The 25,584-nt window shown below is 61.7% G+C and carries 22 protein-coding genes, 3 pseudogenes and 2 other annotated features; of the genes and pseudogenes, 18 read left to right on the top strand and 7 right to left on the bottom strand.

Features of this window, described 5'->3' with window-relative positions:
• The first annotated feature begins 5 nt into the window (after window positions 1-5).
• The 8 genes and pseudogenes from P7644_RS11270 to P7644_RS11235 all read left to right on the top strand — a co-directional run.
• On the top strand, window positions 6-3,218 hold the full coding sequence (locus tag P7644_RS11270; RefSeq protein ID WP_404299157.1) for a type I restriction endonuclease subunit R: 3,213 nt from the start codon (window positions 6-8) through the stop codon (window positions 3,216-3,218).
• Between the two features lie 128 nt (window positions 3,219-3,346).
• Complete coding sequence (locus P7644_RS11265) at window positions 3,347-4,141, top strand: DEAD/DEAH box helicase family protein (protein ID WP_404299155.1); 795 nt, start codon at window positions 3,347-3,349, stop codon at window positions 4,139-4,141.
• 30 nt (window positions 4,142-4,171) lie between these two features.
• Window positions 4,172-5,406 (top strand): IS3 family transposase gene (locus P7644_RS11260; protein ID WP_085947515.1). Its coding sequence is split into 2 segments (ribosomal slippage): window positions 4,172-4,460 and window positions 4,460-5,406, totalling 1,236 coding nucleotides; the frame shifts between segments, so codons are not numbered across the junction.
• Window positions 4,450-4,566: a sequence feature (AL1L pseudoknot), on the top strand. Its footprint overlaps the gene before it by 117 nt.
• 46 nt (window positions 5,407-5,452) lie before the next feature.
• Complete coding sequence (locus tag P7644_RS11255; protein WP_404299154.1) at window positions 5,453-7,333, top strand: DEAD/DEAH box helicase; 1,881 nt, start codon at window positions 5,453-5,455, stop codon at window positions 7,331-7,333.
• Window positions 7,334-7,363: 30 nt separating this feature from the next.
• Window positions 7,364-8,241: pseudogene (locus tag P7644_RS11250) on the top strand (IS3 family transposase); the annotation flags it as partial.
• Window positions 7,642-7,758, top strand: a sequence feature (AL1L pseudoknot). It overlaps the preceding pseudogene by 117 nt.
• 78 nt (window positions 8,242-8,319) lie before the next feature.
• Window positions 8,320-8,748: an IS66-like element accessory protein TnpA gene (gene tnpA / locus P7644_RS11245; RefSeq protein WP_404299151.1), complete on the top strand. Its 429-nt coding sequence runs from the start codon at window positions 8,320-8,322 to the stop codon at window positions 8,746-8,748.
• 7 nt (window positions 8,749-8,755) lie between these two features.
• Complete coding sequence (tnpB, locus tag P7644_RS11240; protein WP_404299152.1) at window positions 8,756-9,088, top strand: IS66 family insertion sequence element accessory protein TnpB; 333 nt, start codon at window positions 8,756-8,758, stop codon at window positions 9,086-9,088.
• Window positions 9,089-9,170: 82 nt separating this feature from the next.
• Window positions 9,171-9,659, top strand: a pseudogene (locus tag P7644_RS11235) (IS66 family transposase zinc-finger binding domain-containing protein); the annotation flags it as partial.
• Window positions 9,660-9,702: 43 nt separating this feature from the next.
• Here P7644_RS11235 and tnpC read toward each other — a convergent pair.
• From tnpC to tnpA (P7644_RS11220), 3 genes are all read right to left on the bottom strand, one after another.
• Complete coding sequence (gene tnpC / locus P7644_RS11230; protein WP_404299153.1) at window positions 9,703-11,217, bottom strand: IS66 family transposase; 1,515 nt, start codon at window positions 11,215-11,217, stop codon at window positions 9,703-9,705.
• Between the two features lie 82 nt (window positions 11,218-11,299).
• Window positions 11,300-11,632 (bottom strand): IS66 family insertion sequence element accessory protein TnpB, encoded by a 333-nt coding sequence (gene tnpB, locus P7644_RS11225; protein ID WP_404299152.1) that lies wholly within the window; start codon window positions 11,630-11,632, stop codon window positions 11,300-11,302.
• 7 nt (window positions 11,633-11,639) lie between these two features.
• Window positions 11,640-12,068, bottom strand: coding sequence for an IS66-like element accessory protein TnpA (tnpA, locus tag P7644_RS11220; protein WP_404299151.1), 429 nt, complete (start codon window positions 12,066-12,068; stop codon window positions 11,640-11,642).
• 81 nt (window positions 12,069-12,149) lie between these two features.
• Between tnpA (P7644_RS11220) and P7644_RS11215 the strand changes: the two are divergent.
• Window positions 12,150-12,515 (top strand): annotated as a pseudogene (locus P7644_RS11215) (integrase core domain-containing protein); the annotation flags it as partial.
• A gap of 117 nt (window positions 12,516-12,632) precedes the next feature.
• On the opposite strand, the gene P7644_RS11210 reads toward P7644_RS11215, so the two are convergent.
• The 4 genes from P7644_RS11210 to P7644_RS11195 all read right to left on the bottom strand — a co-directional run bounded on the left by P7644_RS11210 (window position 12,633) and on the right by P7644_RS11195 (window position 18,138).
• The gene (locus tag P7644_RS11210; protein WP_404299149.1) at window positions 12,633-12,935 is read right to left on the bottom strand and encodes a hypothetical protein; all 303 of its coding nucleotides are present in this window, start codon (window positions 12,933-12,935) and stop codon (window positions 12,633-12,635) included.
• 317 nt (window positions 12,936-13,252) lie between these two features.
• A protein-coding gene (locus P7644_RS11205) for an IS3 family transposase (protein ID WP_404299148.1) occupies window positions 13,253-14,349 on the bottom strand; the annotation gives its coding sequence in 2 pieces (ribosomal slippage) (window positions 13,253-14,097 and window positions 14,097-14,349; 1,098 coding nt in all).
• A gap of 571 nt (window positions 14,350-14,920) precedes the next feature.
• A complete protein-coding gene (gene mobH, locus P7644_RS11200) occupies window positions 14,921-17,590 on the bottom strand; it encodes a MobH family relaxase (RefSeq protein WP_404299146.1) in 2,670 nt (889 codons plus the stop codon).
• Window positions 17,587-18,138, bottom strand: a complete 552-nt coding sequence (locus tag P7644_RS11195) for a hypothetical protein (RefSeq protein ID WP_404299145.1) — start codon at window positions 18,136-18,138, stop codon at window positions 17,587-17,589. Before P7644_RS11195 ends, mobH begins: the two co-directional genes overlap by 4 nt.
• Window positions 18,139-18,751: 613 nt before the next feature.
• On the opposite strand from P7644_RS11195, the gene P7644_RS11190 reads away from it, so the two are divergent.
• The 9 genes from P7644_RS11190 (at window position 18,752) to P7644_RS11150 (ending at window position 25,579) form a co-directional block, all read left to right on the top strand.
• On the top strand, window positions 18,752-19,243 hold the full coding sequence (locus P7644_RS11190) for a hypothetical protein (protein WP_404299144.1): 492 nt from the start codon (window positions 18,752-18,754) through the stop codon (window positions 19,241-19,243).
• A gap of 2 nt (window positions 19,244-19,245) precedes the next feature.
• Window positions 19,246-20,451 carry a hypothetical protein gene (locus P7644_RS11185; RefSeq protein ID WP_404299142.1) on the top strand — a complete coding sequence of 402 codons (1,206 nt, stop codon included), beginning with the start codon at window positions 19,246-19,248 and terminating at the stop codon, window positions 20,449-20,451.
• Window positions 20,452-20,454: 3 nt separating this feature from the next.
• Window positions 20,455-21,003 (top strand): integrating conjugative element protein, encoded by a 549-nt coding sequence (locus tag P7644_RS11180; RefSeq protein WP_404299140.1) that lies wholly within the window; start codon window positions 20,455-20,457, stop codon window positions 21,001-21,003.
• On the top strand, window positions 21,000-21,575 hold the full coding sequence (locus P7644_RS11175) for a PFL_4695 family integrating conjugative element protein (protein WP_404299138.1): 576 nt from the start codon (window positions 21,000-21,002) through the stop codon (window positions 21,573-21,575). The genes P7644_RS11180 and P7644_RS11175 overlap by 4 nt, the downstream gene beginning before the upstream one ends.
• A gap of 67 nt (window positions 21,576-21,642) precedes the next feature.
• Window positions 21,643-23,898 (top strand): type IV conjugative transfer system coupling protein TraD, encoded by a 2,256-nt coding sequence (traD, locus tag P7644_RS11170; protein ID WP_404299136.1) that lies wholly within the window; start codon window positions 21,643-21,645, stop codon window positions 23,896-23,898.
• Window positions 23,898-24,650 carry a TIGR03747 family integrating conjugative element membrane protein gene (locus tag P7644_RS11165; protein ID WP_404299134.1) on the top strand — a complete coding sequence of 251 codons (753 nt, stop codon included), beginning with the start codon at window positions 23,898-23,900 and terminating at the stop codon, window positions 24,648-24,650. Before traD ends, P7644_RS11165 begins: the two co-directional genes overlap by 1 nt.
• Window positions 24,651-24,660: 10 nt before the next feature.
• Window positions 24,661-24,981: a hypothetical protein gene (locus P7644_RS11160; protein WP_404299133.1), complete on the top strand. Its 321-nt coding sequence runs from the start codon at window positions 24,661-24,663 to the stop codon at window positions 24,979-24,981.
• 33 nt (window positions 24,982-25,014) lie between these two features.
• A complete protein-coding gene (locus P7644_RS11155; RefSeq protein WP_404299130.1) occupies window positions 25,015-25,326 on the top strand; it encodes an RAQPRD family integrative conjugative element protein in 312 nt (103 codons plus the stop codon).
• Window positions 25,307-25,579, top strand: coding sequence for a DUF3262 family protein (locus P7644_RS11150; RefSeq protein WP_404299128.1), 273 nt, complete (start codon window positions 25,307-25,309; stop codon window positions 25,577-25,579). The genes P7644_RS11155 and P7644_RS11150 overlap by 20 nt, the downstream gene beginning before the upstream one ends.
• The last annotated feature ends 5 nt before the right edge of the window (window positions 25,580-25,584 follow it).

Raw genomic sequence — 25,584 nt, 5'->3', positions numbered from 1 at the left:
GAGACATGACTGAAGACCAACTGGAAAAGGAAACCCTGGGCTGGCTGGCTGATGTTGGCTACTCGCTCCACAATGGGCTGGATATCGCCCCGGACGGCGGCAACCCTCAACGTGCCGATTACCGCCAGGTCGTCCTGTCGTTCCGACTGCGCGAAGCTATCCAGCGCCTGAATCCGCTCATCCCGACGGTAGCTCGTGAGGACGCCCTGCACCGGGTGCTGGATTTGGGCATCCCATCCCAGCTGTCGGCCAACCGGGCATTCCACAAGCTGCTGGTCGGTGGCGTGCCGGTGCAGTACCAGAAGGATGGCGAAACCCGTGGTGACTTTGTTCGCTTGGTTGATTGGTCGGAGGTGTCGCGCAACGAGTTCTGGGCCGTCAATCAGTTCACCATCAAGGGGCCGCACCACACGCGCCGCCCCGACATCATCTTGTTCGTCAACGGCCTGCCGCTGGTCTTGCTGGAGCTAAAGAACCCTGCTGACCAGGCCGCCGACATCTGGAAAGCCTATGACCAGATTCAGACCTACAAGGAGCAGATACCGGACGTTTTTCAGTACAACGAGGTGCTAGTCATCTCGGATGGCACCGAGGCGCGGCTCGGTTCCCTGTCAGCCAATGCCGAGCGCTTCATGCAATGGCGCACAATCGACGGCGTGAACCTAGACCCGCTGGGGGAGTTCAACGAGCTGGAAACGCTGGTGCGCGGCGCCCTGGCGCCCCCGTACCTGCTGGACTACCTGCGCTACTTCGTCCTGTTCGAAGACGACGGCAGCCTTGTTAAGAAAATTGCTGGCTACCACCAGTTTCATGCTGTGCGCTCTGCCATCGCGCATGTGGTGGCCGCCTCCCGGCCTGACAGTGCCGCCAACCAGCGAGGGAAGGGCGGGGTGGTGTGGCACACCCAAGGCAGCGGCAAGAGCATCACCATGACATGCTTTGCCGCCCGGGTGATGCAAGAGCCCGCGATGGCCAACCCCACCATCGTCGTCATCACCGACCGCAACGACCTGGACGGGCAACTGTTTGGAGTGTTCAGCCTGGCGCGAGACCTGCTGCGCGAGCAGCCCGCCCAGGCCAGCACCCGGCAGCAATTGCGGCAACTGCTTAGCAATCGGCCCTCGGGCGGCATTGTGTTCGCCACCATCCAGAAGTTCATGCCGGGCGAGGATGAGGACATGTTCCCTGTGCTCTCAGAGCGCCACAACATCGTGGTGATTGCCGACGAAGCCCACCGCACCCAGTACGGCTTCGAGGCCAAACTCAAGACCATCAAGAACAAGGGTGCCAGTGCCGCCAAGGCGCTGGTCCTGGCCGACGGTGAGACCTCGGGAGCAGCCGTTACCGCCGACTTTGCGGAGCCGGAGTACCTCACGAAGTACCAGGTCGGCTATGCCCAGCACCTGCGCGATGCCTTGCCGAACGCCACCTTCGTGGCCTTCACCGGCACGCCCGTCAGCAGTACCGACCGCGACACCCGTGCTGTTTTTGGTGACTACATCTCGGTCTACGACATGCAGCAGGCCAAGGAAGACGGGGCCACGGTCGCCATCTATTACGAAAGCCGGCTGGCCAAGCTTCGACTCAAGGAAGAGGACCTGTCCTTTCTTGATGATGAAGTGGACGAGTTGGCCGAGGACGAAGAAGAAAGTACCCAGGCGCAACTCAAAAGCCGCTGGGCCGCGCTGGAAAAGGTGGTGGGCGCCACGCCCCGCGTGGCCAGCGTGGCCGCTGACCTGGTGGCGCACTTCGAGGAGCGCAACAAGACCCAGGACGGCAAGGCCATGGTGGTCGCCATGAGCCGGGACATCTGCGTGCACCTGTACAACGAAATCGTGAAGCTGCGCCCCGAATGGCACGGCAGCGACCCAGAAAAAGGTGCCATCAAGATTGTGATGACTGGTAGCGCCAGCGACAAAGCTTTGCTGCGCCCCCACATCTACAGCGCACAGGTCAAGAAACGCCTCGAAAAACGCTTCAAGGACCCCACGGACCCGTTGCGCCTGGTCATCGTGCGCGACATGTGGCTGACTGGCTTCGACGCCCCCTGCGTGCACACCATGTACGTGGACAAGCCTATGAAGGGGCACAACCTGATGCAGGCGATTGCCCGCATCAACCGTGTATTCAAGGACAAGCAGGGCGGTCTGGTGGTGGACTACATCGGTATCGGCAATGAGCTGAAGGCTGCCATGAAGGAGTACACCGCCAGCCAGGGCCGCGGCAAGCCTACCGTGGATGCCCACGAGGCCCTGTCGGTGCTGCTGGAGAAGATGGACGTGCTGCGCGCCATGCTGCACGGGTATGACTACTCAGGCTTCCTCACAGGTGGCCACAAGACCCTGGCGGGTGCAGCCAACCACGTTTTGGGCATCAAGTCCGAGGGCAAGGACAGCAAGCGTGACGGCAAGAAGCGCTTTGCTGACAATGCGCTGGCCATGAGCAAGGCCTTCAGCCTTTGCTGCACCCTGGACGAAGCCAAGGCCCTACGCGAGGAGGTGGCCTTCCTGCAGGCGGTCAAGGTCATCCTAACCAAGCGCGACATCAGTACCCAAAAGAAGACCGACGAGCAGCGCGAGGTCGCCATCCGGCAAATCATCAGCCAGGCGGTGGTGAGCGAAAGCGTCGTGGACATCTTCGACGCCGTGGGCCTGGACAAGCCCAACATCGGCCTGCTGGACGATGACTTCCTCGCTCAGGTGAAAAACCTACCCGAGCGCAACTTGGCCGTGGAACTGCTGGAACGGCTGCTGGAAGGCGAAATCAAGAGCAAATTCGCCACCAACGTGGTTCAGCAAAAGAAGTTCAGCGACCTGCTGAGCAATGTCATCACCCGCTACCAGAACCGCAGCATCGAAACCGCGCAGGTGATGGAAGAGCTGGTGGAAATGGCCAAGAAGTTCAAGGAGGCCGCGAGCAGGGGAGAGCAGTTAGGCCTGTCAGATGATGAGGTGCGCTTCTACGACGCGTTGGCCAACAACGAGTCGGCCGTCAAGGAACTGACCGACGAGACCCTCAAGAAAATTGCCCACGAGCTCACCGAGAACCTTAAAAAGAACATCACCGTGGACTGGGCGCAGCGCGAGAGCGTGAGAGCCACACTGCGGTTGATGGTCAAACGCATTTTGCGCAAATACAAGTACCCGCCAGACCAGACGGATGCGGCCATTGAATTGGTGCTGCAGCAGGCAGAGTCGATTGGTGACAGCTGGGTCTGAACCCGATTTTCCATTTAAGGACTGATAGGCCAACTAGGGCCACTGACGTAACCCACAGTACCGCAACAATTAAATATCCACGGCTCAGGGCGTTATATCAGTCCAAGCTGTTCGGAGGGGAGGAGAATATGGAAGTACTGCTTCCGCCCATGAAAGCCTTCGAGGTTGCACACAGATGTGGCCCCATTGAACAACTGGCGCAACCCGCGACTCGTCATATTGCTACCGTCGCAAAATACACTAATGGCTCCGACAAGGGTCATTTGGTTACTGGCACAAATGGGGCTGTAGTCGCGTACGTATTTGCCAAGCCGCCTGTCGGGGCATTCAAGGACGACGCACCGGTTCTGGTCGCGAAGGGTCTGAGTACCGAAGTTGATGACGCCGACCTGCGCAACGGCTACTGGTTTCAGCATCCACACAATACAGCTCAGCAGACAGCATCCGCGCGTGACGCGGCTCTGTCGTCCTGGATAAACGCATTTCAATTCACCAACGAAGCATCGTCAGGTGGACGCCCTGCGCTTCGGTCTCCACAGGTTGGAGCGTTGCACGCCATACATGCGCACTGGTCTACGAGCATAGAAGTTGCAACGGTAGTGATGCCGACGGGCACCGGCAAGACAGAGACGATGCTGTCAACGCTTGTTTCAGACAGGTGTTCTCGCGTACTTGTCATCGTCCCAACCGATGCGCTGCGCACGCAAATCGCGAACAAGTTCCTGACGCTTGGTCTATTGAAGGCTGCAAATAATGCAGTACTTCTTGAAGAGGCCCATCGACCGGTAGTTGGTACCCTACTTAAAAAACCCACCACCATAGAAGAGATTGATACCTTCTTTGGCCCTTGCAACGTCGTCGTGACGACTAGCCAGCTTGCAGGAGGGTGTTCTTCTGATGTCCTGAACCGCCCCGGGTTTTGAGGAGGCTCCAACACTTGAGAAGATGGAGCTATGAACAAGTCACCGAAGTTCTCCCCGGAAGTGCGCGAGCGCGCCGTGCGCATGGTGCAGGAGCACCGAGCCGACTACCCGTCGCTGTGGGCAGCGATTGAATCGATTGCCCCCAAGATTGGCTGCGTGCCACAGACCTTGAACGACTGGGTCAAGAAGGCCGAGGTCGACAGCGGCCAGCGCCCCGGCACCACCACCTCGGATGCGCAGCGCATCAAGGAACTGGAGCGTGAGGTCAAAGAATTGCGCCGGGCCAACGACATCCTGAAGACGGCCAGCGCGTTTTTCGCGCAGGCGGAGCTCGACCGCCGACTCAAGTCGTGAAGGCCTACATCGACCGCCACCGTGATGACTACGGGGTCGAGCCCATCTGCCGGGCGCTGCAGATGGCCCCGTCGTGTTACTGGCGCCACGCAGCCCGGCAACGCAACGCGCAACTGCGCAGTGCACGCGCCCAGCGTGACGAGGGTTTGAAGGCCGACATTCAGCGCGTGTGGCACGCCAACTGGCAGGTCTACGGAGCCGACAAGGTCTGGCTGCAGATGAACCGCGAGGGCATCGTGGTGGCGCGCTGCACGGTCGAGCGTCTGATGCGTGCCATGGGCTTGCAAGGGGCACGCCGTGGCAGGGCGGTGCGCACCACCACGCCGGATACCTCGGCCCCGTGCCCGCTGGACCACGTCAACCGGCACTTCCATGCCAGCCGTCCCAACGAGCTATGGGTGTCGGACTTCACCTATGTCTCCACCTGGCAAGGCTGGTTGTATGTGGCCTTTGTGGTGGATGTGTACGCTCGGCGCATCGTGGGCTGGCGCGTCAGTCGCAGCATGCAGACGGACTTCGTGCTCGATGCCCTGGAGCAGGCTCTGTACGAACGCCAGCCAGCGGCCCATGTCTTGACGCACCATTCCGACAGGGGCAGTCAGTACGTCAGCATCCGCTACACCGAACGCTTGGACCAGGCGGGCATACAACCTTCGGTGGGCAGCAGGGGAGACAGCTATGACAACGCGCTGGCCGAGACCATCAACGGTCTGTACAAGGCCGAGTTGATTCACCGCCGGGGACCTTGGAAGACCAGGGAATCCGTGGAACTGGCCACCCTGCAATGGGTGCACTGGTTCAACCACGTCCGACTGCTCACGCCGATTGGGGGCATCCCTCCGGCAGAAGCTGAGGCAAACTACTGGAGGCAACTCGCCGCCAGCGACACCTCGACAGAAGTGTCAACTTAAACCAATCGGCCTCCTCGAAAGCCGGGGCGGTTCAGTCCAGGCGCAGATGGCGAAGCAGTGCACCCATCTGTTCATTGACGAAGCACACCATGTCGAGGCAAATACGTGGCGCGACCTCAAAGCCAAGTTCAGTTTAAGCAGAGTTCTACAGTTCACCGCTACTCCGTTCAGGGAAGACGGCCAACTCATTGACGGGCGAGTGGTCTACATTTATCCACTGCGCAAAGCTATGGCGGAGGGCTACTTCAGGCCTATCAGTTTCAGCTCGGTCTATGAATTCGACGTAGCACGGGCTGACCAAGCGATTGCGGCAAAGGCAATCGAAGAACTCGATTCAGACTTTACCGGGAAGCACGTGGTCATGGCTCGCGTTGCGAACATCAAACGCGCAGAAGCGGTGTTCGAAACTTATCGAGCCTTAGACAGATTTGAACCTGTTATGTTGCACACAGGTCTGTCTTCTAAGGCTAGAACGGAGGCAATCCAGAAGCTTGAAAGCGGGAAGTCAAGAATTGTGGTTTGCGTCGACATGCTCGGCGAAGGTTTCGACATGCCGGAACTAAAAATCGCAGCGTTTCACGACATCCGAAAGAGCTTAGCCGTCACGCTCCAATTGGCCGGAAGGTTCACGCGGTCACGGGCCGATTTGGGAGACCCAGTCTTCATCGCAAACATCGCGAATCTGGACGTGTGTGATGAATTGCTGCAGCTCTATGCTCAGGACCCTGATTGGAATGAACTGCTACCTGACCTCAGCGATGAAGCCATCGCGGATGAAGTGGGCGCCCAGGAGTACATGCGCGGGTTCGACAGGTCCATCGACTCTATTCCGTTAAAAGACCTCCGGCCTTCTGCAAGTACCGTTATCTACAAGACCACTTGTGCCAATTGGACGCCTCGAGCGTTTCGAGCGGGACTTCGTGGGCTGAAGGCGAGAGACAAAGTTCTAGTTACCATCAATGAGCGTGAAAACACTCTGGTCGCTTTGACTGCTCGCGAAACGGGTGTTCCCTGGACGTCCATATCTTCAGTGACAGAGTGGCACTGGGAGCTCTTCGTTTCCGTCTGGGACCGCGAGAAATCTCTGTTGTTCATCCACGGCTCGAGTAACAGTAGCGAGTTCAAGGATGTGGCAAAAGCAATTGGCGGACGCGATGTAGTCCTCATTGCTGACCCGCAGGTCTACCGCGTCTTGCACGGCATCAACCGGCTACTACTTACAAACGTTGGCCTTGATGAGCATTTCGGGAGGCAGATTCGATATACAGGTCGTATGGGAGCAGATGTCGCTGCGAGGCTTGGTGACGCCACTCGCCAAAGCGCAAGAAAGGCGGTAGTTGCTGGCGCCGGATTTGAGAACGGTACGCCTGTGACTATCGGTGCTGCGAAACGAGGTCGGGTCTGGTCGGTATTGCGGCTGCGGGTGGACACTTTTGCCAAATGGTGTCGGCATCTTGCGACCAAGATTGTTGATGAGTCCATCGACCCCGACGAGGTGCTTAAGGGCACACTGATTCCGAAAATTGTTTCGGCGCGCCCAGAGCAGCATCCAATTGGAGTCGACTGGCCTCTGGACTTTGTATCTCGCCAAGAGCATCAAGTTGGCTTCGTTCCGATTGGATGTTCCGAAGTCTCAATTTCGGACGTTGAATTCAACGTGCTTGATGGCCCACTGACTGAGCCACTCATACTCGAGCTACGCTGTGATGAGTGGACGCGACAGGTTCTCCTTGAGATTTTTCCATCTGGCGATACCACTGACTACCGATTTTCATACGTTGGAGCAGGGCAGCTTGACGTTCGCACGGGTGCCTCTGGCGGGCAAGACCTTTGTCAATACCTTACGGCGCACCCACCGACAGTCTGGTTTGCAGATGGCTCGTCGCTCGAAGGAAATCTGCTCGTTGTGAACCGCCCCGGGTTTTGAGGAGGCTCCAACACTTGAGAAGATGGAGCTATGAACAAGTCACCGAAGTTCTCCCCGGAAGTGCGCGAGCGCGCCGTGCGCATGGTGCAGGAGCACCGAGCCGACTACCCGTCGCTGTGGGCAGCGATTGAATCGATTGCCCCCAAGATTGGCTGCGTGCCACAGACCTTGAACGACTGGGTCAAGAAGGCCGAGGTCGACAGCGGCCAGCGCCCCGGCACCACCACCTCGGATGCGCAGCGCATCAAGGAACTGGAGCGTGAGGTCAAAGAATTGCGCCGGGCCAACGACATCCTGAAGACGGCCAGCGCGTTTTTCGCGCAGGCGGAGCTCGACCGCCGACTCAAGTCGTGAAGGCCTACATCGACCGCCACCGTGATGACTACGGGGTCGAGCCCATCTGCCGGGCGCTGCAGATGGCCCCGTCGTGTTACTGGCGCCACGCAGCCCGGCAACGCAACGCGCAACTGCGCAGTGCACGCGCCCAGCGTGACGAGGGTTTGAAGGCCGACATTCAGCGCGTGTGGCACGCCAACTGGCAGGTCTACGGAGCCGACAAGGTCTGGCTGCAGATGAACCGCGAGGGCATCGTGGTGGCGCGCTGCACGGTCGAGCGTCTGATGCGTGCCATGGGCTTGCAAGGGGCACGCCGTGGCAGGGCGGTGCGCACCACCACGCCGGATACCTCGGCCCCGTGCCCGCTGGACCACGTCAACCGGCACTTCCATGCCAGCCGTCCCAACGAGCTATGGGTGTCGGACTTCACCTATGTCTCCACCTGGCAAGGCTGGTTGTATGTGGCCTTTGTGGTGGATGTGTACGCTCGGCGCATCGTGGGCTGGCGCGTCAGTCGCAGCATGCAGACGGACTTCGTGCTCGATGCCCTGGAGCAGGCTCTGTACGAACGTATGCGGCTGGCGAACCCATCTTGAATGAGGTGGTAAGGCTGAGCAAGATCGTGTGCACGCAACATTGGCGTGGACACGATGCTCAAAGACCCTCAGACCCCGCGCTATGCGCAGCGGCGTACGCACCGCACCTACACCCCGCAATTCAAGGCCGAGCTGGTGGCTGCCTGCCGACAGCCAGGCGCATCGGTCGCGGCGGTGGCCCTGCAACATGGCATGAACGCCAACGTGCTACACCGCTGGCTCAAGGAATGGGCGCAGGGACTTCACCGTCTTGAAGTTGGCGTCAGCACTGCGGTCGTTGCTTCCCAACCCCCGGCCTTTATCCCCATCGACCTGAGCGCAGTACCGCAGGCGTCTGCTGGTGAGCTACCATCCGCGTCCTTGCCAACGCCAGCGGATGGCATCCGCATCGAATGCCAGCGCCCCGGCATGTCCGTGACCGTGCACTGGCCCTTATCCGCTGCGACCGAGTGCGCCCAGATGCTGCGCGAATTACTGCGGTGATTCGCACATGATCAGGATCGACGCGGCCTGGCTGGCCACCACCCCGCTGGACATGCGCGCGGGCACCGACACCGCCCTGGCGCGGGTGATCGCCACCTTCGGCGCGGCCCAGCCACATCATGCGTACGTCTTCGCCAACCAGCGCGCCAACCGCCTGAAAGTCCTGGTACATGACGGCGTGGGACTGTGGCTGGCCGCGCGCCGGCTGCACCAGGGCAAGTTTGTCTGGGCACCTGCGGGCAGTCCGAACGTGGCGTTGGAACACGCCCAGCTCAACGCCCTGGTGCTGGGCCTGCCCTGGCAGCGTGTGGGCTCGCAAGGTGCCATCACCGTGGTCTGAATCGTCGGCGTAAGGGCGTGGCCGTGGCAATCGGGAGATGCGTCAATGGCTGGACCCAGGGTGAGCGGGCACACTGCCAGCCATGGTGATCGACGAGCAAGCCCTGAGCGAGCTGGACGCAGAGCAACTGCGCGAAGTGACCCAGCGCCTGCTGGCCGAACTGCGTCACCAGCGCGCGCTCAACGAGAAGCTCACCTATGAGTGCGCGCTGCTCAAGCGGCTGAAGTTCGCCGCCCAATCCGAGCGGCACAGCGCCGATCAGAGGAGCCTGCTGGAAGACGAGATCGATGCCGACCTGGCGGCGGTCGCCGTCGAGATTGAGCAACTCCAGCCGCTTGCGGCTGCGCCCGAAGCCAAGCAACAGCCCAAACGCCAGAGCCTGCCTGCCCACCTGCCGCGCCGCGAGATCCGCCACGAGCCTGAGTCGACCACCTGCGCCTGCGGCTGCCAAATGAAGCGCATCGGCGAAGACGTGGCCGAGAAGCTGGACTACGTGCCGGGCGTGTTCACCGTGGAGCGCTACATCCGTGGCAAGTGGGCGTGCACCCAGTGCGAAACCATCGTAAGCGCGCGGCAAACCCATGTTGACCGCCGCTGGCGGCCATGGCTGATGATCAGATGTCGATGGGTTGCCAGCGATGCGGCAGCAGTTCTTCAATCCGGCTGGCCTTGTGCGTGGGCAGCCGGGTCAGCACATCCTTGAGATAGGCATATGGGTCGTGCCCGTTCATGCGCGCTGACTGGATCAGGCTCATCACGGCGGCCGCCCGCTGGCCCGCGCGCAGGCTTCCTGCGAATAACCAATTCGAGCGCCCCAGGGCCACAGGCCTGATCTGGTTTTCGATCCAATTGTTGTCCGGCGGCAGCTGCGGGTCATCAACGAAGCGCGTGAGCGCAGCCCATCGCTTGAGGCTGTAGTCCAGCGCCTTGGCCGTCGCCGAGTTGCCCGCCACCTGCTGGCGTTGCAGCACCATCCACTGGTGCAACGCGTCCAGAATGGGCCGACTGTGCTGCTGGCGCACCTGCAGCCGCTCTGGTGCCGCCAGGGGCTGAACTTGCCGTTCGATCTCATAGACCCGGGCGAACTGCGCCAGGGCCAATTCGGCGATCTCGCTCTTGCCCGCCGCGTGCAGGTCGAAGAACTTGCGCCGGGCGTGTGCCAGGCAACCGGCTTCGGTCACGCCCTGGCTAAAGCTGGCCTTGTAGCCGGCATAGTCGTCACAGATCAGGCTGCCGCGCCACTCACCCAGGAAGGCGCGGGCGTGTTCTCCGGCGCGGGACTCGCAGAAGTCATAGACCACGGCCCGCGTGGCTTCAAACGCTCCCGGGGCATAGGCCCACAGGTAGGCCCGGTGCGTTTTACCGTTGCCCGGCTTGAGCATGGCCACCGGGGTCTCATCACCGTGCAACACCCGGTGGCCGAGCACCTCGGCCTTCAGGGCATCGACCAGCGGTTGCAGCCGCGCACCGCAGGTGCCCACCCACTGCGCCAGGGTGGATCTTGGAATCGCCAGACCGGCGCGACCAAAGATGTTCTCCTGCCGGTACAAGGGCTGGTGATCCTGGTACTTGGCCACCAGCACCTGGGCCAGCAGGCCGGCAGTCGGGATGCCTTTATCGATCACATGGGCCTCGACCGGCGCCTGGGTGATGGTTTCGCACTGGGTGCACGCCCACTTGCCACGGATGTAGCGCTCCACGGTGAACACGCCCGGCACGTAGTCCAGCTTCTCGGCCACGTCTTCGCCGATGCGCTTCATTTGGCAGCCGCAGGCGCAGGTGGTCGACTCAGGCTCGTGGCGGATCTCGCGGCGCGGCAGGTGGGCAGGCAGGCTCTGGCGTTTGGGCTGTTGCTTGGCTTCGGGCGCAGCCGCAAGCGGCTGGAGTTGCTCAATCTCGACGGCGACCGCCGCCAGGTCGGCATCGATCTCGTCTTCCAGCAGGCTCCTCTGATCGGCGCTGTGCCGCTCGGATTGGGCGGCGAACTTCAGCCGCTTGAGCAGCGCGCACTCATAGGTGAGCTTCTCGTTGAGCGCGCGCTGGTGACGCAGTTCGGCCAGCAGGCGCTGGGTCACTTCGCGCAGTTGCTCTGCGTCCAGCTCGCTCAGGGCTTGCTCGTCGATCACCATGGCTGGCAGTGTGCCCGCTCACCCTGGGTCCAGCCATTGACGCATCTCCCGATTGCCACGGCCACGCCCTTACGCCGACGATTCAGACCACGGTGATGGCACCTTGCGAGCCCACACGCTGCCAGGGCAGGCCCAGCACCAGGGCGTTGAGCTGGGCGTGTTCCAACGCCACGTTCGGACTGCCCGCAGGTGCCCAGACAAACTTGCCCTGGTGCAGCCGGCGCGCGGCCAGCCACAGTCCCACGCCGTCATGTACCAGGACTTTCAGGCGGTTGGCGCGCTGGTTGGCGAAGACGTACGCATGATGTGGCTGGGCCGCGCCGAAGGTGGCGATCACCCGCGCCAGGGCGGTGTCGGTGCCCGCGCGCATGTCCAGCGGGGTGGTGGCCAGCCAGGCCGCGTCGATCCTGATCATGTGCGAATCACCGCAGTAATTCGCGCAGCATCTGGGCGCACTCGGTCGCAGCGGATAAGGGCCAGTGCACGGTCACGGACATGCCGGGGCGCTGGCATTCGATGCGGATGCCATCCGCTGGCGTTGGCAAGGACGCGGATGGTAGCTCACCAGCAGACGCCTGCGGTACTGCGCTCAGGTCGATGGGGATAAAGGCCGGGGGTTGGGAAGCAACGACCGCAGTGCTGACGCCAACTTCAAGACGGTGAAGTCCCTGCGCCCATTCCTTGAGCCAGCGGTGTAGCACGTTGGCGTTCATGCCATGTTGCAGGGCCACCGCCGCGACCGATGCGCCTGGCTGTCGGCAGGCAGCCACCAGCTCGGCCTTGAATTGCGGGGTGTAGGTGCGGTGCGTACGCCGCTGCGCATAGCGCGGGGTCTGAGGGTCTTTGAGCATCGTGTCCACGCCAATGTTGCGTGCACACGATCTTGCTCAGCCTTACCACCTCATTCAAGATGGGTTCGCCAGCCGCATACGTACGAACGCCAGCCAGCGGCCCATGTCTTGACGCACCATTCCGACAGGGGCAGTCAGTACGTCAGCATCCGCTACACCGAACGCTTGGACCAGGCGGGCATACAACCTTCGGTGGGCAGCAGGGGAGACAGCTATGACAACGCGCTGGCCGAGACCATCAACGGTCTGTACAAGGCCGAGTTGATTCACCGCCGGGGACCTTGGAAGACCAGGGAATCCGTGGAACTGGCCACCCTGCAATGGGTGCACTGGTTCAACCACGTCCGACTGCTCACGCCGATTGGGGGCATCCCTCCGGCAGAAGCTGAGGCAAACTACTGGAGGCAACTCGCCGCCAGCGACACCTCGACAGAAGTGTCAACTTAAACCAATCGGCCTCCTCGAAAGCCGGGGCGGTTCATTGAGCTTCCACGTGCAGCGCCTCAGTACGATACTGACAAGCTCCAAGTATTAGATTGGAGCGGTATAGACCTAACGAAGGAGTCACAGCACGCAAGTCGGCGAACTGATTCCATTCAATTCCGGCTTCTTGAACAGCTTCGCAAGAAGACTGGTTACGCCGTCCTCTTCGACGATGACGATGCAGGGGAAGCTGCAGACGTTGTCGGCATTAAAGTTCAGGAAGATGGCAATCAACGACGCATCGAAGTTGAGTTTTATCACTGCAAATTCTCTAGCGGCCAGCCAGGCAGTCGGGTTGACGACTTTTACGCGGTCTGCGGGCAAGCTCAGAAGAGTTTGATGTGGCTGTTCAATAAGGAAAAAACGACAGACCTCTTTGCTCATCTTCTAAAACGTGAAGAGCGTCGTCTGGCTAAGGGATTGGCCACGCGGTTCGAAATAGGTGACAAGGCAACCCTTGCTCGGGTAAGAGAGCTCAGTCGACGACATGAAGTACGGCTGTCTGTCTACGTCGTTCAACCAGGGCTTTCTAAGCATGGCGCAAGTACACCTGTCCGAGTGCTGTTAGGTGCTACCGAAAGATACCTCTATGAGACTTACCAGGTTCCGTTCATAGTGGTGTGCAGTTTATAGCAGGGTTACCGACACGGCTGTCTACGCCACCTTTGAGAAGTTGAAGTCCCCTCGAATTCCTGAGCCAGTCAGAAGTAGAGGTTGGGGAACAGTTTGACACGGTACTCGACCGGGGGGATTCGGCCTAGGGATTCATGTGGTCGGTAGTGGTTGTAACGGCGCAGCCAGTCGGCCGTCATGTCGCGCACTTCCTGCAGTGACTCGAACACGTAGCAGTCCAGCACCTCGGTGCGGTAGGTCTTGTTGAATCGTTCCACATAGGCGTTCTGCGTGGGCTTTCCAGGCTGGATGTGGTTGAGGGCAATGCCCTTGGACTGCGCCCATTTCGCCAGCGCATCGGCGATGAACTCGGGCCCGTTGTCCAGGCGAATCGACAGCGGCGCACCTCGGACTTCCACCAACTCGTTCAAGGCGCGGATGACCCGCGCAGCGGGCAGGCTCGTATCGACCTCGATGCGCAGCCCTTCGCGGTTGAACTCGTCGATGACATTGAAGGTTCTGAAGCGCCGGCCAGACCACAAGGCATCGGACATGAAGTCGCAGCTCCAGCCCTGATTGGGCTGGCCCGCAGCCACTAAAGGCTGTTTGATGCGCGACGGCAGTCGTTTCTTGCCCCGCCGGGGCAGGTTCAGCTTCAGCTCGCAATACACGCGCCACAGCACCGTCTTGCCCCAGGGTTTGCCTTGGTGGCGGGCACTGTCGTACAGCAGCCCGAACCCGTGACGCGGATTGAGCGCCATGTAGGTCTGGATGAAGGTGATGACCCCGGAGTCGTCGCGTGGCACAGGCCGGTAGCGCAGCGTGGAGCGGGCAATACCGCTGGCGGCACAGGCCCGGCGCTGGCTCATGCCATGTTCGGTCATGAGGCTTTGAACGACCATCTCGCGACGCTCCGGGGTCAGAGCTTTCGGTCAACGACATCCTTGAGCACGTGGTGCATCAGCGCCAGGTCGGCGTACATGCGCTTGAGCTTGGCGTTCTCTTCCTGCAGCTCGCGCAACTGGGCCAGGTGTGAGACCGTCATGCCCGAGAACTGACTCTTCCACTTGTAGTAGGTCGGTTCGCTGATGCCGTGCTTCCTGCACGTCTCGCCGACCTTGGCGCCCATCTCGACCTCCTTGAGGAGGCCGACTATCTGGGTTTCACTGAATCTGGATTTCTTCATGTAGAGACTCCGGCTGGGGGAATTCTCTACTTCCGGGTGGTTCAGGTTTTCGAGGGGACTTCAAAGTGACTCACTGTGGGTTACTAAGATTTCTCAGTTGGTTACCAAAATTTTGTTGGCCCGACAGCTATCAAATTTGAAGTGATGCTACGCAAATTATATTTAACATAATATACATCGTATCAATCAACAACTACCAAAAAATAGAGCCGTTATTGGCTCCTGGCAGTAGCTGTCACTGACAATGCATCCTTGTCGGTTTCACGTCCTCTCGTTGACGCACGGGTCGAACTCTAGGGGGCAAGCCCCGAACTGTCAACTGCTTTGCAGACCAAGATCGTCTTGCACCCCGCACAAGTCCAAGAATGTTGTCTGAAACTTCCAGCGACAACTCCTACCACTCGACACCATCTATCAGAGGTCTTTAGGTAGCGACCGAGAAGTAAACGTAAAAGCAGTACGGCGGCTAATTCAGCGGTTTTGAGCATCGTCAGTCAATTTCTTAATATCTTCGGTTGATGTACTGCAAGCTGTTGATATTGCTTGTGATTTCGAAATTTTGAAGGAGGCGCTACGCCATCTTGAGCGCCGGATTGCTCGGCGGCACAGGCTGCACAAATCGGCCAGGTTGGATCAGCACCACGCAGGCCAGCGTGCCCACGACAGAGCCTTTGGCATGGATGTGGTACTTGACGATGTTGATCTTGTTAGGCCCTGGAAGATGCCACCCGCACTTGATGAGCTCTCGTTGCACACGCGTGGCCAGCTCCGCAGCTTCTCCTGCATCTGCAGCCGCCGCCTGCGCGAACTCCTTGAAGATCCGCGGCGACACCAGTGCCATGCCCTCCTCAACAAAATGCACCATCGCGCCGGTCTCGTTGAATTTCATCTCGCGCTTCGCCAGGCTCTGCTGAACCCAGTACATGAAGTCCATCGCCAGCTCGCTTGGCTCAGGTGGCGGCTTGCCCTGGCCATCATCAAGGTCGGGCAGCTCCTGCAGCAGCAGCACTGGCTCTGGTGCGCCAGCCTGCGGCGGCCTGGTCACCGCGGCCCTGGCCATCACGGGCGGCAGCTCATCGAGCTCGTCCACTAGGCGCCTGTATTCAGAGCTTACGCTGTGCGACCTGGGCGCCGGCAGGGGCGCATGAGCAGGTGTGGGGTCGAGTGCCGCAGCGAGCTCTGGTGCGCCTGTAGGCTCCTGCTGCCGTGCGGCCGCTAGCAGGGAAATTGCTGCAGCTTCTGGCGCCTGGCCAAGTCCGTCTGCAGGTTCGAGTGTCTGCGGCGATGGAGCAGGCAACGCTGGCATTGCGGCAGCTTCGGATGATTGCGCTGGTGCCGCTGCGCTCCCTGCGTGGGCCTTGGGCGGCTGCGCAGCCTTGCCCCCCTTCATGGATCTGCTTACTGCGACAGGGACAAGTGGCTCCAGGAAGTCATCGCCGTCCAGCAGGTATGCCGCTTCCATTGGGTCAATCTCCAATGCCTGTGGCGCCGCCGCCGACGGCGCAGTTGCTGCAGCTTCTGGTGCCACCGACCTTGGCGCAGCTTCTGGCTCCCTAGGCCCTGGCGCAGGCCGGGGAGTCCTGGTTGCTGTTGCAGCAGCAGGTACTGCCGCAGTTTCTGGTGCCAGTTGCACTGCCGCAGGTTTCTGTGCTTTTGGCCCTGGCGCAGGCTGGTCTGCCTTGGGCTGTGCAGCTTCGGGCTTGGGCGCAACTGGCTTGACACCTGCAGGCGGCGCCTTGAACACAGGATCACGCATCACCGCCGCAAGTTTTTTGTCCTCAGCGCTCGTCCTAGCATCCCGTTTTACCGCAGGGGCATTGACCGCTGCCGCAGCCACCTGTCGCCCTGCCGCAGCTTCTGGTGCAGCTTGTTCTGCCGCAGGACCAGAGCCCTCCCCTGCATCATCCTTGCGTTTCTCGCGCACCTCCAGCCGCCCTTGCATCACCGCCGGGTACTTGCTCTCGTGCGGGAACACCTTGGCCAGCGGGAACTTGAGCATGGCCAGGTCGTGCGTGTAACTGCCTTGGCCCCCTTGCCCTGAGCAAGGCTCAGATCCAGCCACTTGCCCATGCACCGTCACATGCCACACGGCCTGACCCGTCAGCGGGTTGAGTTCAAGCACGCCATAGTCCTGCCAGGTGTCGAACAGGCGGTCGTTCTTGGAGTCTCCTGGCACAGATTCCTCGGGCTCGTGCTTCTTGATCCATTCGCGCACCGAGTCGGCCAGGCGCTTGGCCACGAACCAGATGGCGCCGTCATACACCCAGGCGGCGCCCCCGGAACGGTTCAGCGGCAGCTCCGTGCCGGCCTGCAGCATGCTGGTGATCGCCTGCATCAGCAGGTCAATGAGCGGCACGGCCTTCGATGTCGGGAAGCGCCCCTTCTTGCATGACTTCAAGGCCTGCTCCGTCGAGAGCCTGTCAGCGCGGCGCACGATCTGTGCAACCAGGCTGTCTCGGTCCTGGCCGCTGAGGTACTTGTCCAGGGCATCGAGCGCCTCGGGCGTGTGCGCCAAGAATTTGAGAGCTGTTTCTGGGGCAATCCTGGGCAGCAACAGCTGGGCCAAGCGCCCATGGGCGCCGTAGTCGCGCTGGCTCTTGGGCGTGAAGTCGACCAAGTATTCAGGCGCAGGCCTGCCGCTAGTGATTTGCGTCAGGCTACCGCCCGTGGCCACCCAGCGCGTGGCGTTGGCCATGCCGTCGCAGCGCCACCCGATCCGCAGGTCGGTCATGGGCTTGGCAATGTCATGCAGCAGCGTGCAATAGAAGACCACATAGCTCCACTGGTCACGCTGCGCGTCGATCTCCTCGATCTGCGAGCCGCACGGCAACAGATGGGCATTGCGCCAGATCATCGCCGCTACCAGCATCTCCAGCGTGTGCGACAGCAGGCCACCCGCATGGGCGTGGTGGTGGGCCTCGCTCGCCGGCATCAGCTGCACGAACTCGGCGTAGCGATGGATCGCTGGCAGCAAATCACGCTCCCACACCTGGGCAGACTGCCGCGACTGCCGCCAGATTGCCTCCAGTGCCCTGCCCGCCTTCACCGTGGCCAGCAGCTGCTCGGCGCTCAGCACTCGCAGCCAGCCTGGCTCCGTGCCGGCAATGGCCGGCATGGCCAGCGGCATGGGCATGGGTATGGGCGCGGGCAACTGCTCAGGCCCTTTCGGCACCTCGGTGGCCGACGCCTTCGACCTACCCCATGGAACCATGCCCAGGATCTTTGCCGCAATGGACTTCATTGCACGACCTGGCGCAGCAACAACTGTGCACACTGGCGCGCTCGCTTGGGCGTGCCGCTGGTCGGTGTCCACACTGACAATTCTTCGCCAGGAAGGCCCAGCGCCAGGAACTCCAGAAACGTCTGCTCCAGTGGGTCCCACCGAATGCGAGGCTTCAAGCCATCCACGCTCCAGTCGATGCAGGCGTGCAGGAACGACTGCCGCAGGATGCTGCACACGATGTTGTGCCAGGTGTCATCGAGCTCGCCCTGCGTTTTGCGTGCTCCACCAGTGGGCATGTCAACGACGTGCTGCAGCAGGGTCTGCCGTACGCACAGGACCGGATCGGCTTCTTCCTCCAGGTGCCGCTCCAGGCCCTCGAAGCGGCCCAGCCAGCTGAGCAGCATCGAGGCCCGGCTCTCCAACCCCAATTGCTGCAAGGATTCAACGATTACGAAGATAGCGCACCCATGGTCCATGGGATCTCGGCCCAGGAACGGGTGGCGCTGCGACGGTCGCACTGGGGCATGCTGGCTGCGCAGCGAGGGGGATCGGTCCTTTTCGTCCATGGGCGCGGACGGTACAGGCGGGCTGATCTCGTGTCAGCCCGAAACCGCTTTTTTGAAGTTGGCGGTTTTCGCTTGAAATACGGATTTAAATCTGCTAAGCAGTTTGCAGTTTGTTACATCAACCGCGTTTTGCGTTTTGGTTTCTGGCGCTTTGGATCGGTTTTTCACCTATACAGCACAGCCCCTGTGCTGTATAGGTGGCCCGTTTCCCGTAATAACCCTTCCCCCGTACCGGTAAATCCTTTGCGCATGCTCCGAACTTTGAGGAGCATGCGCGCCCTTTGGATAAGGCCTGTAATCCGGTAAAAGCCCTTCCCCCGTAGCAAGCGGCCCCCGCTTGCCTGACTTTTAAGCACCTTTCAATTACAGGCCATTTTTTTGCCTGGCTGTCAAGCGAAAACCGGCTGGTCTATACATGACGGTTTTCGCTGGAAAGAGTTGCTTCAAAAAATGACTATGCCGCCTGGCGGGACGCAGTTGCGTCTCTTGCAGACGCAAGTGCGTCTTTCCCCCGGGTCGGCATGGCATCTCTTCATGGTTCTTCGCAGCCGTGTCGGCCCGGGATTTCTTTGCGGAGTCCCTACAGCTCATGAACCGGCAATTGCCTCGAATCTTGACCAGCTTGGCACTGCTGGCCGTATGCCAGGCCCCATCGCTCGCTTCCACACTGGTCGACGGCAACAAACGCCTGATGATCGGCCGCTACACCACCGCCGAAGCCGCTCCCCAGCAGGGCCTGTCTGAACCGCTGGCCCTGGTGGCCCAGATCACGTTCCCGCGCGAGCAGGTGTCCACCATCGGCGAGGCCATCGACTACACGCTGCTGCGCACGGGCTACGCCCTGGTGGACGCCCAGACCATGCCAGCGGATGCCCGGCGCTTTCTCGGCCTGCCGTTGCCCGAAGCCCAGCGCACCCTGGGGCCGTACTCAGTACAAGACATGCTGGCTGTCCTGGTCGGCAAGGCCTGGACCTGGCACACCGACCACGTTTCGCGCCGTCTTTGGTTCACGCTGGCCAACAGTCAGGCACCCCGGCGCCTGCAGCCCATCGTGTCTCCCCAGCCCGCGCAGCAGCCGACCGGCGCCAAGCCTGTCAAGGAGTGAGCATGTCGGAGCAAGACACCGCCCAACAAACCAGACAACAGGCCGCCCAACCCATCGAAGTGCCCCCAGTCCATATGCAGGAACCGCAGATGGGCTCCACGCAATGGATGGACAACCTGGATGACCAGCCTCCGGGAATGGGCATGGGGCGGCCTGTTCCCCCGCCATCGTCACCACCGCCGCCGCCCAGGAAGTGGTGGTTTGCGCGCGGTGCCAAGCCCGCCAGGGCTGTGTCCGAGGCCGTTGAGCCGCCTGGTCACGTGAAGTCCAACCTGCCGCTGAGGCCCATCATGTACCTGAGCCTGTGCGGCATCGTGGTGCTGGGCTATCTGCAGTACGACCCGCGCTTGGACAAGGCCCAGGATCTGCTGGGCACTACCCTGCCCTCCGTGGAGCCGACCGGCCCCACGGACCCGGACCTGATCATGCCTGCCATCGATCCCCGTCTGGGCGGACCGGATGCACTGTCTTTAGGTGTACCCGCACTGCCCGTGCAAGTGCTGGAGGATGCTTCCGCAGAGGTTGTGGAGCCCCTGGCACAGCCTGGCACCCTGGTGGCTGCGTCGGATCGGGCTGCAATGGTGTCCCAGGCCGAACCTGCGCAGGTCCAGCAGCCCACCGTCCAGCCCACGGCCCAGCCGATAGCCCAATTCTCCGTGGACCCGGCGCTCGATGAGCGCATGCGTCGCATGGAGCAGCTCATGCTGGAGATGTCCCAGCAATTGGCCCATATGAAGACCCAGCAGGCAGCGGCAGGCGTTACAGCGCCCGTCGCCACGGCCCCTGCCACTCCCCGGCCCGCCGTTCGGCCGGCGCCCACGCCCTCGGTCGCTCCAGCGGCAACGGTGCCCGTGGCGCCCCAGCGCACGCTGGTCCAGGCCGAGTCCGCCAAGGCCGCGCCCGCCCGGCCCGCACAGCCACATCGCGTGGCTCGGGTCCAGCCGGTGGCCAAGCCTGCCGCACAGGGCGACGAGCCCGCCAAGCCTGTGTCCACCGGCCCGCAGCTGATCGCCGTGGACATGTGGAACGGTGAGCCCTCCGTTGTCGTGACCTCGGGACAGCCCGGAGATAAGCGGATGCGGGTGCTACGGCCCGGCGATGTGGTTAATGGCCTGGCGCTGCGCTCGGCAGACCCCGTGTCACGCACGGCCACGTTCGTGGCGCCGGGCAGCCAGGGCTTGACGCTCTCCATGGCCAGCGGAGGTTGACCCATGAAATCCGCCACAGCCTCCCTCATCAACCTTGCCTTGTTGGCTGCGCTGCAGCTGCAGCCGGCCGGGGCGCAGGTGCGGGCCTCTCAGACCATTGAGGCCAGCTCGACTGATGCCGTAGGCGCGCTGGCGCGCACTCAGCTCGATGACACCGAGCGCCACATCCAGCAAATGTGGGGCCTGAGCAATGATGAGATGCGCCGGGCCAAGATCCTGGCCCAGGGGCCTCGGGCGAATTTCTCCGTTGAGAGGATTTCGCCACTGGAGATCCTGGGCATCCACGCCCGCTCTGATGCAGAACGTCGGCAGTACGCCGAGCGCCTGGCGCGCATCTTCCACGCAGATGTGGAGCGCAGCATTGCTTGGGACCGCGAGATGCAGGCCGCCATGGCGCGCCTGTATCCCAACGAGCCCATGGTCAGCTATGACGGCCTGCCTAAGGTCCAGAGCTCCGTCGGCGCCGCCGACATGAACAACATCCCGCGCACGCAGATCATCGAGAAGTCTGCAACGCCGCCTGCATCTGTTCGTGGAGCTGTCCGCAGATGAGCCTGCCTGCGCTATGCGTCGCCCTGCTGGCCGCAGCCACGCTGACCTGCCCCGCGTTCGCGCAGCGCAGCCTGCCGCTGGAGCAGCCGCCCATGGTTGTCCACGACAGCGGCCGAAGCGTGCCGCTGGCACCGTATGTGGCCCAGCTCGTGGGTGATGCCGACGATCCGGGCGTGCTGGAAGGCCTGCGCTTCCCCTTCGGCGCCGGGCTGCTGCGTTCTGGCGTGCTGGCCCAGGATGGTGTGCAGGTCTTTGATCCTGCCTGGCTGACCCAGTCCATGTTCGTGCTGGCCGCCGACGAACTATCCCTGCGCTGGCTGGCCTTCAACCACGACAAGCTGGTGCAGCTGCAGGCGGTTGGCATCGTGGTGCAGGCCGGCAGTCCCGTGGCCTTCAAGGTGTTGCAGCGCATGGCCTCGCCGTTGCGCCTGGCGCCCGAGACGAGCTCCTGGCTGTCCCAGCGCCTGGTGGATGTTGGCGCGGGCGTGTATCCCGTCCTGGTGCACTCCACGGGCAAAGCCCATCAGATCCTGTTCCAGATGTTCCAGGAAAAGTGGGAGGTTTCCCAATGACGTGGTGCATCTTGGAACGCGTTTGGAACGTAGCTCGCCGCAAAAATGTTCCAGACAGGGAGTCGCCATGAGTGACGGCGTGATGGAAGGCCTGCTGCGGCCACCTGTGGAGGCATGGAGTGCTGGCACAGCCTTCGGTATTGCCGCTGTCGCTGCTGCAGCGCCATGGGCCCTGATGATGCCCCATTCTCTGGGTGCCATCACGGCCGTTATCGCGGCCGGGTTTGGCGTCAAGCGGACGCGCGAGGCCTACTCGGTCTACGGCTACCAGCGTGGACTCAAATTCACCAAGATGACCCGCGTGGCGCCTCACAAGCTGCCCGTGACCAGGGAGCACCTCTACCTCGGCCAGGGCTTCGAGTGGACCCAGCAGCACACGCAGCGCAAGCTGGACACGCAGGCCGTCAAGGTGCGCGAGTACGTGCGGGCCACACCCATGGAGATGAGCCTGGCCAAGGCCGGCGAGCGCCTGCGCCAGTGGACCGATGCCAAGGCCGGCCTGACACGCCAGATCGTGCGCCGCGCCGTCGATGTGGGCGGTCCCGCCAACCCATTTGCCTCGGGCGTGGACCTGGGCGGCTCGCCCATCATCCACGGCGTGGGCGTGCAAAACGAGAAGCCCGTCGTGCTGCGCCAGGGCTCGCGCAATGGCCATACGCTGGTTCTGGGCACGACGCGCGTGGGCAAGACACGGCTTCTGGAGCTGCTGTGCACTCAGGACATCCATGCGGGCCATGTCACCATCGTGATCGATCCGAAGGGCGATGCCGAGCTCATGCTGCGCATGCACGCAGAAGCGCGCCGCGCCGGGCGTGAGCACAACTTCTACCTGTTCCACCTGGGCTATCCCGAGATCAGCGCACGCTACAACGGCATCGGCAATTTCTCGCGCATCACCGAAGTTGCGGGCCGTACCACCAACGCCCTTCCCTCATCAGGGAACAGCGCAGCGTTCAAGGAGTTCTCTTGGCGCTTCACCAACATCGTGGCCCAGGCCCAGGTTGCGCTGGGCCGCATTCCGACTTACGAGACCCTACTCAAGGACGTTACCGGCATTGATCCGCTGTTCATCGACTACGCGAACATGTTCTTCCGTGAGCTAGCGGTACGGGACACGCGTTTCAAGCACTACCAGGCACGGCTTGACGAGCTGCAGAATGTCATCGGTACAAAGGGTGGTCCTCCCGTGCAGCGCTCACTGCAGGATCGCGCGCCCGAGCTCGTGGCCATGTACCTGTGGATCAAGGAATCGGGCGTCACCGATAAAGTGCTGGTGGGTCTGGCTGCTGCCTTCAGCTATGAGCGCTCGTTCTACGAAAAGATCATCGCCTCGCTCGGCCCGTTCCTGGAGAAGCTCACCTCGGGCGCTGTGGGCAAGCTCATCTCGCCCGACTACTTCGACCCCAGTGACAAGCGCCCGATCTTCGACTGGATGACGGTGTTTCGCCAGGGCGGCATCGTCTACGCCGGGCTAGACGCGCTGTCCGACTCCGTGGTGTCCTCGGCCGTGGGCAACTCCATGCTGTCTGACCTAGTGTCCGTGGGCGGCAAGCTGTACAAGACCGGCCTCGATCCGCACAGCACAGACGGCAAAGTGAAGCTGCCGAAGGTCTGCTGCCACTTTGACGAAGTGAACGAAATCGCCGGCCCCGAGTTCGTGCCCATGGTCAACAAGCTGGGCGGTTCGGGCTTCCAGATCACGGCCTACACGCAGTCGATCTTCGACATCGAGGCCAAGGTGGGTGACAAGGCCAAGGCCGGGCAGATCCTGGACAACTTCAACCACCTGGTTATGCTGCGCGTGCGCTCCGAGGCCACGGCCAGCCTGCTGACCAATCAGGTACCCCAGGTCAACGTGACGCACCTGACGCCCGTCTCGGGTGTGTCGGATACGGCTGCCACGGGCAATGGCGTGGACTTTACGAGCCGCAACGACGACATTGCCACGACCACCAAGGTGCCGCTCATCGAGCCTGCAGACATCTTGGAGTTGCCGCAGGGCCAGGCCTTCGCGCTGCTGGAAGGCAACCGCCGCTACAAGATCCGCATCCCGCTGGCAGACACCACGGACGACCCGTTTATCCCCAAGTCGCTCAAGGCCGTCGCCGAGGACATGAAGCGCCGCTACCGCACCAGCGAGACCTGGGCGCAGGAAACCGACTGGCTGGGCACCCTGCACCTGGGCGCAGAGCATGCCGAGCTGATCAACATGGACTTGGCCAGCGGCAATGACGGCCAGGCCGAGTACACCACCATCTCCGGCTCACAGAGCTCGGCCCTGCGCAGCACGGCAGTGGTGGACACCATCATGGGCCACCGCTGATGGCCACCGCACAGCGCGCTCCCACCAAGGCCGAGACCATCGGCCCGGTCGCTCTGATCATCAAGATCGCCTTCGGCCTGTTTAGCATCACGCTGACCTCATGGTTCGTGGGCATGGCCATCGAGATCGGTGGCTCCATGTTCTTCTGGAAGGGCCAGGGCATCCCGCACGCCCAGGCCGTGGTCCAGCAGGATCTGCAGTACATCGCCGCTGCCCCGCGCAGCCTGCTGGTGCCCGACACGGTGGGCTTCTCGCTGCGGATGCTGGGTTTCATCCGCTGGCCCTACGAGCGCTTCGGCGTGCTGCGCTGGTACCAGAACTCGCGCACGCCATCAGCCGAGCCTGTTCGCCAGGACATCAATCCGGCATTGCGTGGCCTGAGTAGGTCAACTGCCCTGGCGAGTGCGCTGGCGAGCGAGTGGGCCGTGATCAGCATGCTGGTGGCCCAGGACGTGGCGCTGCGCCTGAGCATCGCCGCCTACGCCATGCCTGCCTTCGTGCTGGCCTGTCTCATGGGTGTGATCGACGGCCTGGTGCGCCGCGACCGGCGCCGCTGGACCGGCGGCCGCGAATCCTCCTTTGTCTACCACCACAGCAAGCGCTACACGGCCTGGGCCCTGACAGGCGGCTTCAGCCTGTACCTGGCCTGGCCCTTCCCGGGGTTCAACCCCGCCTACATGGTCCTGGTGTTCACCGTATTGGTGGCGATCACCCTCTCGACCACCGTGGCCGCATTCAAGAAGTACGCCTGAGGACGCCACCGTGACAAACCAGTTTTTCGATGAAGGGGCTTGGAGAGTGGTGTGCCAGCAGTGCGCTGATAGAGCCATCGCAGGCACAGGACTCTCGGAAACGCTGTTTGCTCAAAACCTTTACCGCGAAATCCATGAACAGCTCCAACTCCACAACATCGCATCAGCTCATCACGTACGTGCCTTGGAAATCGCGCAGGAATGCGGCTATCTCAGTGCCACAGATCTGCATGCCGATGCCCAGTGGAACGCTGATCACGGGTACTGCACGCATGGCATCGAGCTGAACCATTGTCCCGTCGGCTGCGAAAGCGATGGGGACTACCACTAATCACGTATGACATTGATTCACAAGGATAAATCCATGAATAAAGCACGAGCCGTTTTTGCGGTTTTGACCATCGGCATCCTCGCTACGACCGCCTCGGCCTGGGCCTCCGTGGCCGACGACGAGCTGGAGCGTGAGCGCCTGGCGCGCATTGCCAGCGAGATCGAGCAGGTACAGGTGCTGGTGTCACAGGCCGAACAGAGCGCCCCCACAGGGCAGCGCGTGAAGTTCCGCTACGACTGGCTGCAGCGTGACCTGGAGATGCTGCGCCAGGGCGTCACCAGCCACATGGACGCGCCGCGCCAACCGCGCCCTGTTGCGCCGCTGCGTGGCGACTACCGTCAATAACAGACTGGAGCCTGCGTTGCTTGACTCAATGAAAGCGGGATTCATGGATGCTGCCGGCGTAGATCCTTCACAAATGAAAGCAGTGATTTTTTCGCTTGTCTTTGCGGTCATTTTGATAATTGCGGCATGGATTGGAAAACAAATTCTCGAGTCATTTGGAAGCGGAGGCATTGAATCCGGTGATTTGATCAGATTGATTATTTCTCTTGTGGTCGTTGTGCTTGCTACTTTGGCATTTTTGGGATGGTTTTAATTACA

The organism is Alicycliphilus denitrificans (assembly GCF_044792555.1).
Lineage (GTDB): Bacteria > Pseudomonadota > Gammaproteobacteria > Burkholderiales > Burkholderiaceae_C > Alicycliphilus > Alicycliphilus denitrificans_A.
Note: the sequence above shows the minus strand (reverse complement) of the source record. Positions and strands in the feature narration are given on the sequence as shown.